11 protein-coding genes are annotated in these 12,185 nt (G+C 42.2%); 7 read left to right on the top strand and 4 right to left on the bottom strand.

All coding sequences use genetic code 11. The features are described 5' to 3' along the window. Nucleotides 1-278 precede the first annotated feature (278 nt). From AN619_RS09365 to AN619_RS09340, 6 genes are all read left to right on the top strand, one after another. Entirely contained in the window at nucleotides 279-1,256 is a 978-nt protein-coding gene (locus tag AN619_RS09365) for a hypothetical protein (RefSeq protein ID WP_068556446.1), read from the top strand. A 142-nt stretch (nucleotides 1,257-1,398) separates the two neighbouring features. Next, on the top strand, nucleotides 1,399-2,052 hold the full coding sequence (locus tag AN619_RS09360; RefSeq protein ID WP_068556445.1) for a single-stranded DNA-binding protein: 654 nt from the start codon (nucleotides 1,399-1,401) through the stop codon (nucleotides 2,050-2,052). 203 nt (nucleotides 2,053-2,255) lie between these two features. After that, the gene (locus AN619_RS15960; protein WP_157064971.1) at nucleotides 2,256-2,393 is read left to right on the top strand and encodes a hypothetical protein; all 138 of its coding nucleotides are present in this window, start codon (nucleotides 2,256-2,258) and stop codon (nucleotides 2,391-2,393) included. Nucleotides 2,394-2,729: 336 nt separating this feature from the next. Further along, complete coding sequence (gene pfkB / locus AN619_RS09350; protein WP_068556443.1) at nucleotides 2,730-3,662, top strand: 1-phosphofructokinase; 933 nt, start codon at nucleotides 2,730-2,732, stop codon at nucleotides 3,660-3,662. 287 nt (nucleotides 3,663-3,949) lie between these two features. Continuing rightward, the gene (locus tag AN619_RS09345) at nucleotides 3,950-5,719 is read left to right on the top strand and encodes a sigma-54-dependent Fis family transcriptional regulator (RefSeq protein ID WP_068556442.1); all 1,770 of its coding nucleotides are present in this window, start codon (nucleotides 3,950-3,952) and stop codon (nucleotides 5,717-5,719) included. Nucleotides 5,720-5,876: 157 nt separating this feature from the next. Continuing rightward, nucleotides 5,877-7,172 (top strand): L-cysteine desulfidase family protein, encoded by a 1,296-nt coding sequence (locus AN619_RS09340; protein ID WP_068556441.1) that lies wholly within the window; start codon nucleotides 5,877-5,879, stop codon nucleotides 7,170-7,172. Between the two features lie 45 nt (nucleotides 7,173-7,217). Here the strand turns inward: AN619_RS09340 and AN619_RS09335 are convergent, their stop codons facing one another. Next, nucleotides 7,218-8,426 carry a CD0519/CD1768 family membrane protein gene (locus AN619_RS09335; protein ID WP_068556440.1) on the bottom strand — a complete coding sequence of 403 codons (1,209 nt, stop codon included), beginning with the start codon at nucleotides 8,424-8,426 and terminating at the stop codon, nucleotides 7,218-7,220. 314 nt (nucleotides 8,427-8,740) lie between these two features. Here AN619_RS09335 and hpt point away from each other — a divergent pair, with 314 nt between their 5' ends. After that, nucleotides 8,741-9,286, top strand: coding sequence for a hypoxanthine phosphoribosyltransferase (hpt, locus tag AN619_RS09330; protein WP_068556447.1), 546 nt, complete (start codon nucleotides 8,741-8,743; stop codon nucleotides 9,284-9,286). 187 nt (nucleotides 9,287-9,473) lie between these two features. On the opposite strand, the gene dapD is transcribed toward hpt, so the two are convergent. From dapD to dapA, 3 genes are read right to left on the bottom strand one after another with little or no spacing between them, the layout of a single operon-like run. Then, nucleotides 9,474-10,211, bottom strand: coding sequence for a 2,3,4,5-tetrahydropyridine-2,6-dicarboxylate N-acetyltransferase (gene dapD / locus AN619_RS09325; protein ID WP_068556439.1), 738 nt, complete (start codon nucleotides 10,209-10,211; stop codon nucleotides 9,474-9,476). 25 nt (nucleotides 10,212-10,236) lie between these two features. Next, nucleotides 10,237-11,004: a 4-hydroxy-tetrahydrodipicolinate reductase gene (gene dapB / locus AN619_RS09320; protein WP_068556438.1), complete on the bottom strand. Its 768-nt coding sequence runs from the start codon at nucleotides 11,002-11,004 to the stop codon at nucleotides 10,237-10,239. Nucleotides 11,005-11,016: 12 nt separating this feature from the next. Further along, nucleotides 11,017-11,898 carry a 4-hydroxy-tetrahydrodipicolinate synthase gene (gene dapA / locus AN619_RS09315; protein WP_068556437.1) on the bottom strand — a complete coding sequence of 294 codons (882 nt, stop codon included), beginning with the start codon at nucleotides 11,896-11,898 and terminating at the stop codon, nucleotides 11,017-11,019. Between the last annotated feature and the right edge of the window lie 287 nt (nucleotides 11,899-12,185).

Below are 12,185 nucleotides of genomic sequence, written 5' to 3'. Positions count from 1 at the left end.
TGGACAGGGAAGGGATATCATGGAGTCAGCAGAGGAGGCGGAATAATATGTCACGTACATCGATTATTATGATGATAATTACTCTGGGGTTTTATGGAATAGGCTTCATCTATTTGCTAAACAAAGCATTTCATTCCAAAAAACAAAGATAGATGGTTGAGAAAAGGGGCATAAAGAAAGGGAAACCTGCTTTATGCCCTTTGTACCGTGTATATATTCCATGGGTCCCGGAGAAAACTATAATATGATACCTTCTTTTTGCAGAGGAGCTGAAACCAATGGTCATAGACGGCATAGAAATCAAAGGGATTGCATGGGACAGCCAAAAAGTGCTGCCGGGATATGTGTATATTCACTTGAAAAAAGACGGTTCCGAAAATGAGGCGATGGAAGAGGCCATAAAAAAGGGAGCCGCAATGATCTTTATAGAAGTTGAAAAAGAATTGCCGAAATCTGCCGTGCCTGTGAAAAGGATAGTGGACGGGAAAAAGATATTGATTGAATTATGCAACAAATTCTATCACGATCCTTTGGAAAATATGAAGATCATTGGCGTTGTAGGAGAGTACGGAACAGTTATTACCGGGCAATTAATACATCATCTTCTAAGGGAAGAAGGAAAAGAGGCAGTAATGTTTGATACAAGGGATTTTGCGAAGGCAAAAATGCCAGGTTCAGGACTATGGTTGTGGGGAGAAATTTTGGCCTCCCTCGGGGACAGGATGGGGCAGGATATACACTATATGATCATTAACTTGTCTTTGGCTTCTTTGCAGGATTGCAGCTTATATGGAATGGAGTTTGATATCATTGTCCACACGGTGTTGGCAGAAAACTATGGAGATCAGGAGAAGATGGCGGTAAACAACCTGTTGGAAAATTTGTCTGCAAAGGGAATAGTGATTTTCAATGTGGATGATAAAGGGTGCATAGGACTGCTGGAAAGTTTGAAAAACCGTTTGGTGATTACCTATGGTTTTTGCCCCAGGGCAACCCTTACGGCATCCAGCATTGATACAGCCTTGGCCCTTCATTTTACCTGCTGCATTCAACGGGGAATTACGGACAGGAATGGGTTGGAAATTGAGCCTATGGAGTTTCCGGTCTGTATTTCAAATCTGGGTAAGCAAGAAGTTGGTGATGTCCTGGCAGCCATTGCCGTGGGCTTGGTCTATGGTGTACCGGCGGAGAGGATGATGGACATCTTTCAAGATATTCAGGGACTCACCAAAAAAGCAAAATATGAGTCCAGATAGGCATTAGAAAGGAGAAAATTTTCATTTTTCTCCTTTTTTAATTTTATTTCTTTAATCATATTCTTGTTTACAGATGAATAAATATATTTGTAGACTGACCCTGAAAAAATACATAAGAATTGGGAAGGAGCGTGGGGGTTAAATGCAGGATAAAGTTATGGAAACAAATGCAGTTACGGTTGTAGGAGAAGTATGCTCAGCGTTGGAATTTAGTCATGAAATGTATGGAGAAGGATTCTATGGATTTCATATAAAAATTCCTAGACTGAGTGATTATAATGATATACTGCCTGTAACTGTTTCGGAGCGGATTTTGGTAGGCTTGAATTTAAGGGTTGGCACTGTGGTAAAAGTAGATGGTCAGCTTCGGTCCTATAACAAATATAAAGATGGAAACAACAAATTGGTGCTGACAATTTTTGCCCGTGACATGTCCTTGTGCAACAATCCGGAAGAGATTAAAAACCCCAATCAAATATTTTTGGACGGATATATTTGCAAAGAACCGGTATACAGGACAACACCCTTTGGCAGAGAGATCACGGATATGCTGATTGCCGTGAATCGACCCTATAATAAGTCCGATTATATCCCATGTATTGCATGGGGAAGAAATGCACGGTACTCAGAAAAATTGCGTGTGGGAGACCATATAAAAATATGGGGCAGAATACAAAGCAGGGAGTATCAAAAAAAGATAAGTGATGATTATGTGATTATTCGAACGGCCTACGAAGTATCCGTATCCAAAATGGAAATTAATGAGGAAGAAAATAATCGATTGCTGGAAAAATAGGTTATGCATGACCACTCGGCGGATGAATGAAATGGAAAATGAAATAATTGATGAAAAACTATCCCATTCACATCTTTCTGGGTTTGCTGGATTTACCGGAACCCCTGGAAAAGATGTGTTTTTGTTTGATAGGATTTGTGTTTGATGAGGAAGGGCAAATGAATTATAATGAGGTTAGAAAGACTCTTGGGGAGGAAATGAAGATGAATTATATACTTGTAGGCAGCGTCATTCTCTTGATTATATTGGCTACCATGCAGTATTCCCTAAACAAAATAATTTTGCTGCTAAGGGAAATCAAAGAGATACTCATGCAGATTCAAATGAAGGACAAGCTGTAGGGTTTGTGGAAATTTTGGTTCCATGGGGATGATGCGCATATCCTTTTTCAATTTAGGTATTTGGACGTATTTTATCGATTTGTGAAATAATATAGAATATTCTTAGAATATATGAGCCCTATAAGAATAGCAGGCTCTTGAGAGGGGACAAAAAAGAAAAGGCGTATTGGATCTCTATGGCCATGTAAAATTTGAAAAAGTCTTTGCAAAGTGGAATGTTTGCGTTTATAATAGATTTATGCCATTTCATGCGGTGACAGAAGGATGGGGCCAGCCATGAAACCGGCATCTGATCTCATCTGATATTGTAATTTGTTTTGTGAAGAAGGAGATTATATGATTACTACGGTTACCTTGAATCCTGCGATTGACAGGGCTTACGTGATAAATAATTTTCGACCGAATGAAAGATATTTGGTTGACGACGTAAAAATTACTGCCGGCGGGAAGGGGCTGAATGTGGCCAGGGTAGCAGCCATGCTGGGTGAAAAGGTGAATGCCACGGGACTGCTGGGAGGAATAACGGGGCAATTCATACAGAAGGAGTTAGATAAGCTGAATATTTCCACATCTTTTGTTTGGATTCATGAACCTACCAGAATCTTTACGGCAATTGTAGATCCTATCAATAATACAGAGACCGTCGTCAGTGAAAAGGGTCCCGTAGTAACCAAAAATGAATTAGATGCCTTTGTAAAAGAGTTTGTTAAAATTTTAAAATATAGTGAGATTATTGTAGCCTCTGGCAGTGTGCCTTCGGGGATTCCCAAGACGATCTATGGCGATATGGTCAAGATTGCCCGGGACAATAATGTAAAAATGATTATTGATGCCTGTGGAAGCTATTTGGAGGAAGCCATCAAGGCAAAGCCCTTTATGATAAAGCCTAACTTGCAGGAACTGCAGGACTTAGCAGGGTACGAATTGGACAGTGAGTATAAAATTATTTATGAATCCAAATATATATGCAGACAGGGAATCGAAGTGGTGGCGATTTCTTTAGGGGACAAGGGAGCAATATTTACGACCAAAGAAGGGGTGTATAAAATCTGTGCGCCTAGAGTGGCTGCGGTCAATACCGTGGGGTGTGGAGACGCCTTTGTAGCGGGATGTGCCGTGGCTCTATTCCGAAAGCTTAATCTGCAGGAAGCCTTTAAGTTGGCTGTGGCAGCAGGAACGGCCAATGCTGTAGAGAAAAAGATCGGACATGTAGATCCCAAAGTGGTGAAAAAACTTTATGAAGAGATCAAGGTAAAAAGGCTGGATTAGTAATCCGGCTTTTTTTATGGAATTTGAAAATGATGGTGGCAAGGGAATAGATTGTTTGTGTTATACTATAGACATACAATGGGAAAGTTTGATTTATACCTTGATGAAGATAAGCTTTTGATGCAGCAAATGTTTTGTTGCCAATTACCAGTCATCAGCCACCAGTACTGGTAGCTGATAACTAGCGACGAACTGCCATCCAAAATATAACTTTTTAAATTTGAAGTTGTAAGTCTATATAAAAGAATACAAATAAATCCGTTGATTTATGTAAAGGATGGGTGAAAATGAATTTGATGCGCATTGCTCCCAATGTACAAAAAATTGCAGAGGTCATTGCTAGTGTGATCAAAGTGGACGTTACCATTGTGGATTACGGCCTGAACCGTATCGCAGCGACGGGACGCTATATTGGGAATATTGGTGCAAAGGTCAGTCAGAATTCTGTATTTGCCTACGCCCTGCGCCATGGAGAAAGTTTTGTGATTGATCATCCGAGGAGTCATCCTGCCTGTTTGAAGTGTGAGGATAAGGAAGGGTGTAAAGAATATGCCCAGGTATGTTGTCCGATAAAAGTAAATCATCAAGTCCTAGGGGTTATTGGTCTTATTGCTTTTGAAGAGGAGCAGAAAAATGATATTGTCAACAATCAAGTCAACCTGATGGAATTTTTAAGTAGGATGGCAGACCTTATTGCCACAAAGGTGGTGGAGGAAGAAAATACAGAAAAAATAAAGATGCTGGCAAAGGAGCTGGAAATTGTTTTGGATGCCGTAGATCGAGGAATTGTGGCTGTTGATGTGGCAGGAAAGATACTCCATCATAATGTGAAGGCGGCCCGGCTCTTCGGGATGGATGAAAAAAGCATAGTCCAAGGAAATATCAGAGATTTGCTGGGAAAGATAGATTTGGAGGACTTGTCCATAAGAAACATTTGTATCAAGAATAGAGAATTCAGCTATAAAAAGGGACACTGGGGATTCCGGGGGATTTATGATGTAAATCCCATTGTCGTAGGACAAAATACGGTAGGTTTTGTGTTTACTTTTAGCAATATTTCTGAGGCCTTAAATACAATCAATGACATGATTGGAAATTTGATTGAAACGAGCTTTGACAGCATTATCGGCAACAGTGAAGGTATCATGCGGGTAAAACAGGAGGCTATGAAGGCTTCCAATACACCGTCCACGGTACTGATCCAAGGAGAAAGCGGTACGGGAAAAGAACTTTTTGCCCGGGCGATTCACTTTCAGAGCAGTCGGCGTAGAGGACCTTTTATCCCTGTAAATTGTGCTGCCATTCCGGAACAGCTTTTGGAGAGTGAACTCTTCGGATATGAAGAAGGGGCCTTTACCGGTGCCAAAAGGGGCGGAAAGGCTGGAAAATTTGAATTGGCCAATAAAGGGACCATCTTTCTCGATGAGATCGGGGATATGCCTCTCCATTTGCAAGCCAAGCTCCTGCGGGTACTCCAGGAAAATGTCATTGAGAAAATTGGAGGAAAGGAATATATTCCCATTGATGTGCGGGTGATTGCAGCTACCAATAAGAATTTGGAACAAAAAGTGGCGGAGGGAGAATTTCGAAAGGATTTATTTTATCGTTTGAATGTCATTCCTTTGAATATTCCACCCCTGCGGGAAAGAAAAGAGGATATGGCAATTCTGGTGGAACGGCTGATGCAGAAGTGCAATAAAAAATTGGGAAAAAATATAAATAAAATCAGCAGTTCTGCTTTGGCGTTGCTGATGAATTATCGATGGCCCGGAAATGTTCGAGAGCTGGAAAATACCATCGAATATGCCGTAAATATGTGTACTGGAAACATCATTGGTGAGTCAGATTTGCCCAATCGCATAAAATATAGGGAAGAAATCTGCCCGGGCGAGAGTGAGAGATATATTGTTCCCATCAAAGTATTGGAGTGCCAAGAGATTCAAAAAGCACTGGATTATTATGGAAATTCCAAGCAGGCCATCGACAAAGCTGCTGCATTGCTAGGTTTGAGCAGAGCAACCCTATATCGAAAAATAAAGGAATACGGAATTAGATAATCTCATTTTGAGACTTTTATCTCAAAATGAGATTATTTTTTTTGGATTTCTGTATCAAAATGAGATGAATCCTGAAAAAAGGGCGATTTTCAGCCCATATTTTTGGCATGAATATTGCTAATTTAAACAATAAGCCTATTGATGCCGGAGGTGTTTTATGGAATTAAAAGAGCTGATTATAGAAACTTTAAAAAGAGAGGTTGTACCGGCCATGGGATGTACGGAGCCGGTGGCCGTGGCCTTGGCCTGTGCAAAGGCAAAAGAATTATTGTATTTTCGTGAGATTGAGAAAGTGAAGGTACTGGTTAGTCCCAACATTTATAAAAATGGAATGTGTGTAGGTATTCCCCATACGGGGGAGGTTGGCCTGGAAATTGCGGCCGCCTTAGGAATCACCGGAGGACAAAGCGAGAAGGACCTTCAAGTATTGGAGGGAATCACTGACAGGAAGGTACATGCTGCACAAAATTTATTAAAGAGTGGAAAGCTGCATCTGGGAATGAAGGATACCCAGGAAAAGGTTTATGTGGAAGTCTGTTTGGAAACGGACGCAGGCAGGGCAGAGGTAGTCATCAGGGGCCGACACAATCAGTTTATGTCTATCAAGGTAGAGGGGCAAGAACTGCTGCATCTTGATTCTGCTCCGGCGGCTACCGAGGAAGAGGAAGACAGCCCCTATGTATTCAGGATCAGGGACATCATTGGGGCCATAGAAACCCTTTCTTTAGAAAATATCGGTTTTTTGCTGGAAGGTCTGGAAATGAATGAAAAAGTGGCCCGAGCAGCCCTCTGTCAAGATATGGGTATGGGGGTAGGTATCGGTTTGTATCAGAGTATGCAAAACGGGATACTATCCGATGATTTCATCAATCATGCCATGATGTTGACGGCGGCCGGAGCCGATGCCCGGATGTCAGGGTTTACCATGCCAGTGATGAGCAGTAACGGAAGTGGAAATAACGGGCTGACTACCATACTGCCCATTGTGGCCTACCGGAACAAATATCCTGTAGAAGAGGAGAAGCTGGCCAAGGCATTGGCCATGAGCCATATGGTAAATGGCTATATCAAGCACCATATCGGCAGGCTTTCCGCCCTGTGCGGGTGCGGTGTTGCCTCTTCCACAGGGGCAGCCGTGGGAATTGCTTGGCTGATGGGGGCCAATCAGGAACAAATCGACGGGGTTATCAAGAATATGATTGCCAACATCAGCGGCATGATTTGTGACGGGGCAAAGGTAGGATGTGCCTTGAAGCTGGCTACGGCAGCATCGACAGCCATACAGTCGGCGATTCTTGCGCTCAACAATAAAATTGTGCCATCCAAAAATGGAATTGTAGGAGAAACAGCAGAGGAAACCATAAAAAATCTAGGAAGACTGGGACAAGACGGTATGGATGGAACCGACCATGTGATCTTAAAAATCATGAAGGAAATGCAGATGGCCGGATAAGCCATAAAAAAAGGAGTGGATTGATTTCACCACTCTTTTTTTTATCTAAAATAGAATCTGGTAAATAAGGTATAAATAATGGGCGGCGATGCCAGCGACGATGCCGCCGATGGTATGGCTAAGGATGGCTTTGTTGGCCAATTGTCTTACACCCAGGGCATCCATCATGCCTACATGGGTACTCAGGTAGCCGCTCCAGCACATGCCCATGGCAGTAAATACGGCAATTTCATTAGGACCGATCAGCCCTTCTTTCAGGAACCGTGTTACCAATCCCAGGGCTGCACCCACAGAGCCTAAAGAAGTAATGGGGAATGCAATGGCCTCTACACTTTTGAAGCCAAAAAGAGGTTTTAGTACGGGAGCCAAAAACTGACCAATCTTTGGAAGGAGGGCCACCCCTTCATAGGCAACTCCCTTATAAACGGCAACTCCGTTGTGGACTTCACTTGGACCGAAGGTTAGAATCATTACTATAGTGCAGATGAATAGTACTCCTGGGATAATGGCAAGTCCCATTTCTACACCGTTTTTTCCCCCTTCCAAGATCGCATCCAAGGCCCTTTCGAAGAAATTGCCCGGTCGTACTTCCCGGTAATTCAAAAAATCACTGTCATCCATCGAAGAATTGTTTTGTCTGTCCTTTTGAACGCTAAAGTATTTTTTTGTATGGCCGATCATCAGGCGAACGCTGACGATGCTTCCTAAAATGGCACCGATATTGCCGATGATGGCAGGAGCAATAAATTCCGTACCTTGTCCCAAACTCATCATAAAGGTGGTGAGAATTAATCCCATGCCAAAAGCTGTGCCTAAATTACATAAAGCCGGTGTTTGATAATCTTTAAAGTATTTTCCAAAGCCTTTGTCCTTTGCCAAGGAAATGATGGCGGGGTTATCAGATAAATAGGTCGTAATGGCACCGATGGATGCCGCTCCAGGCAAACCGTACAAAGGCTTCATGATAGGGGAAATAAATTTGTTAATAAGGCCTACGACACCAAATTCAGATAATAGAGCGGCAAAAGCACCGGCCAAAACGGCAATGGCCATGATGAAGAAAACGGTATTCAGGAGCAGGTCATGGGCTGTTTTCATGATGATGTTGAACATGATACCAACGCCCATTTTGGCAATGAGATATCCAAAACCAAGGATAAGTGCTGTGAGAAAAACATAGGTTTCCTTAGATATTGCTTTTTTTCTGTTTGCTGTACTGATAGGGATCACTTTCGCGTTGGCTGCAGATTTCATTCACATACCTCCAATGAATAGATTGTCAATGCTGATTTGATGATGGTCTGCAAAGGGTTACCATACCACTTCATTTTACTATGACCGCATATAAGTTGCAATTCGGCAAAACAGAAATAGATCTTAAATAAATGTAATAATTCGCAAAAATTTGTCCGAAACTTCGACCGTAGGGGAAAGCCGGAAAAGAGGCATAAGCCATGAAAGATCAGGGATTCTATTTGACAAAGAAATTGATTTGAATTAGAATAATTATAATTATATGCCAATGATACTATGATTTATATTGACACATATTGGAGGGAATGCTGATGATGGATATAGAAAAAAAGAAAAAGGAGATCCTTTTCACTCGAGAAGATATTCAAAGGAGAGTAGAGGAGCTGGGAAAACAAATTGCAGAGGACTATGCAGGAAAGAAAATACTGGTTGTATCTTTATTGAAGGGGAGCTTTATTTTTACTGCCGATTTGGTAAGGGCCATTGATGGGCCGGTAAAAATTGAGTTTATGGCTACGACAAGCTATGGCCATGACACAGAGACGTCGGGGCAAGTCAATATCCTATATGATTTCAAGGGATCCTTGGAAGGCTATGATGTATTGGTAGTAGATGACATTGCAGACTCCGGACTGACAATGAAATTTGTCATGGAACATCTTCGGTCCAAAAATCCGGCAAGCATAAAATCCTGTGTTTTATTGGATAAGCCTTCCAGAAGACAAACAGATTTGCAGGCAGATTATGTGGGTTTTACCATCCCGGACAAATTTATTGTGGGATATGGATTAAACTATGGGGATTATTATAGAAACGTACCTTACGTATTTGCCTTTGTAGACGAACAAACCAGTCTGTAGAAAAAGTAACGGGATAAGTAAGAACCTTTGAGATTTAGGCTTCGTCGCGAATCAGCAAGCCGCTGTTTTCCTCATTTTTTTATTTAGAAAAGCGGCACAGGTCTGAGTAGGAAGCCAAATCTCAAGGGTTTGTCTACAAGCTAAAAGCCAATAGCATGTCGCTATTGGCTTGTTTGTTGTGGTAGAATTATCCTCTTAAATCATCCAATAATTTTGTCTTGTCGGCTGTTTTTTGATCCTTTGCCTTAATAATCTTGGCAGGAGAGCCTGCTACCACGCAGTCAGGAGGCACGTCTTTGGTCACAATGGCTCCCGCCGCCACCACGGCATTTCTTCCGACCCTTACCCCCTCTAGGATAACGGCATTGGCACCGATCATGACATTGTCTTCGATTACTACCGGCGTAGCACTGGGGGGCTCCAAAACTCCTGCAATCACAGCGCCGGCACCGACATGAACATTTTTCCCTACAATAGATCGGGCACCCAATACAGCATTCATATCAATCATGGTGTTTTCGCCGATTTCAGAACCTATGTTGATCACGGCACCCATCATAATGACTGCATTGTCACCAATCTTTACGCGGTCCCTGATGATGGCACCGGGCTCGATTCGAGCATTGATATTCTTTATATCCAGCATCGGAATGGCCGAGTTTCTTCGATCGTTTTCCATGACGTAATCTTCAATCATGTCCTGATGGGCCGTCAAAAAGCTTTGAATATCGCTGTGCTCTCCAAATAAAATCCAAAAGGGGTCACTGCCGAACTTTTTGATGCCTTCTGCCGATACACTGCCCAACCTTCCTTGCACATACACTTTTACTGGCGTTGATTTTTTTGCTTGTTTAATAAACTTTGCAATTTCATAGGGGTTCGTTAAATCCAGTTGGTCATTTGTAGCTTCTTTTTCTATAGTCATTGGTAGAATCAGTCCTTTCATTATATTATAATGACAATGACCCGATGATGTCATTCATATTATAAAAGCCGGAAGGCTGTTTTGTCAAAAATTTTGCTGCTTTGATGGCGCCCAGTCCGAAAATATCCTTTGACAGGGCTGTATGGGTGATTTCTATAATTTCATCGGGACCGGCAAAGATTACCGTGTGTTCACCTACAATGGTGCCTCCGCGAATGGCATGGATGCCCACATGGGTATCTTTTCTTATGTCAGCCTTGCCGTGTCTGCCGTAAATATATTCTTTATTGTTGTTAAAGGCTGCGTTGATGGCGTTGGCCAGCATATAGGCGGTACCGCTGGGGGAATCTACCTTTTTATTATGATGCTTTTCAATGATTTCTATGTCAAAGGCGGTTCCCAAGGTTTTGCCGGCTCTGGCTGCTAAATCCGTCATGAGATTGATGCCCACAGACATATTGGCGGAATGGAACACAGGAATAGACTTGGAAGTTTCCGCCAGCCTTGCCATGTCTTCACCGCTTAGGCCCGTCGTAGCTGTTACCAAAGGTGTTTTTGCGGCTAAGCAATAATCAATGAGCTGGGGAAGGGCGCTGTGATGGGAAAAATCAATCACCACATCGCCTTTTTCCCTGCATAGGGCAGTATGGGCATAGACGGGAAAATCGTTGGTATATTTCTCGGGTTCCTTATCAATACCTGCCGTGACTTCGATTTCCGGATCTTCTTTCATGAGTTTTACCAAAACCCTACCCATTTTTCCGTTGCATCCGTGCAAGATTACTTTTATCAAAGGAATCCCTCCTTATTTCAATAGACCGTATTCTGTCATTCTGGTTTTTAAAATGTTCAAATTTCCTTCGCTCATTTCTGTAAGAGGCAATCTCAATTCACCCATGTCAAAGCCCATAAGATTCATGGCAGTTTTTACGGGAATAGGATTTACTTCAATAAAGAGGGCATCGATCAGCGGTTTCATCTGAAGTTGCAGGGTGCAGGCACCTTTGACATCTCCGTCCATAAACTTTTGAACCATATCATGGGTATCCTTAGGAGCCACATTGGCTACCACAGAGATGACCCCATGACCGCCGAGGGATAGCAAGGGTACGACCATGTCGTCATTGCCGGAGTAAATGCGAAAATCTTCCGGGACCAGGCGAGCGATTTCAGCTACTTGAGAAATATCGCCGCTGGCTTCCTTGATTCCTTGTATATTGGGATGTTTCGCCAAGGTTGCCACGGTGGAAGGAAGGATATTTACACCGGTTCTGCCGGGAACATTGTACATGATGATAGGTATGTTTACTGCATCGGCAATGGCAGTAAAATGGGCAATCAAGCCTTTTTGCGTGGCTTTATTATAATAGGGTGTAATCACCAGGAGGCCGTCAACACCAACCTCTTCTGCATATTTGCTCATTTCAATGGCATGGGCGGTGCAGTTGCTTCCTGTGCCTGCGATTACAGGGATGCGGCCGTTAATTTTTTCAACGGCAAATTTGATAGTTTCTTTTTGTTCTTCATCGGTCATGGTAGATGCTTCACCGGTGGTGCCGCATATGATGATTGCATCTGTGCCTTGCTCCACATGCCAATGGAAAACCTCTTCCAGTTTATGAAAGTTTACTCTTCCGTCCTTAAAGGGTGTTACGATGGCAACACCAGAACCAACAAACAAACTCATTGAAAACATCCTTTCTTTTTTATATTTTAGCAAATTGCTAATCATTTTTAAAAATCAATCAATTTCATAGTTTGTGTCAAGTAGAAGTTTGCAATTTTTTTTATTGCCTCATCCTGTATAGGATTATAAATGTTATATTATTATAATTTTTCTATATTATTATACCACTTTACAAGTTTGACTAAGCTACCTGATCTTTGTCAAGGAAGCTCTGCACAGCTTCTTTAACGGTTGAATAAATTTTGGCACTTTCGAAGCTGGATACGAAAGTATCAAATATTAATTCT

Origin of the sequence: Thermotalea metallivorans, assembly GCF_001562415.1 — a bacterium.
Taxonomy (GTDB): Bacteria; Bacillota; Clostridia; order Peptostreptococcales; family Thermotaleaceae; genus Thermotalea; species Thermotalea metallivorans.
Note: the sequence above shows the minus strand (reverse complement) of the source record. Positions and strands in the feature narration are given on the sequence as shown.

Coding starts and splice junctions, on each gene's coding strand:
- AN619_RS09360 (WP_068556445.1), top strand. CDS start 1,399: ATGCAGGATAAAGTTATGGAAACAAATGCAGTTACGGTTGTAGGAGAA.
- AN619_RS09335 (WP_068556440.1), bottom strand. CDS start 8,426: ATGAAATCTGCAGCCAACGCGAAAGTGATCCCTATCAGTACAGCAAAC.
- AN619_RS15960 (WP_157064971.1), top strand. CDS start 2,256: ATGAATTATATACTTGTAGGCAGCGTCATTCTCTTGATTATATTGGCT.
- hpt (WP_068556447.1), top strand. CDS start 8,741: ATGGATATAGAAAAAAAGAAAAAGGAGATCCTTTTCACTCGAGAAGAT.
- AN619_RS09345 (WP_068556442.1), top strand. CDS start 3,950: ATGAATTTGATGCGCATTGCTCCCAATGTACAAAAAATTGCAGAGGTC.
- dapA (WP_068556437.1), bottom strand. CDS start 11,898: ATGAGTTTGTTTGTTGGTTCTGGTGTTGCCATCGTAACACCCTTTAAG.
- pfkB (WP_068556443.1), top strand. CDS start 2,730: ATGATTACTACGGTTACCTTGAATCCTGCGATTGACAGGGCTTACGTG.
- AN619_RS09340 (WP_068556441.1), top strand. CDS start 5,877: ATGGAATTAAAAGAGCTGATTATAGAAACTTTAAAAAGAGAGGTTGTA.
- AN619_RS09365 (WP_068556446.1), top strand. CDS start 279: ATGGTCATAGACGGCATAGAAATCAAAGGGATTGCATGGGACAGCCAA.
- dapD (WP_068556439.1), bottom strand. CDS start 10,211: ATGACTATAGAAAAAGAAGCTACAAATGACCAACTGGATTTAACGAAC.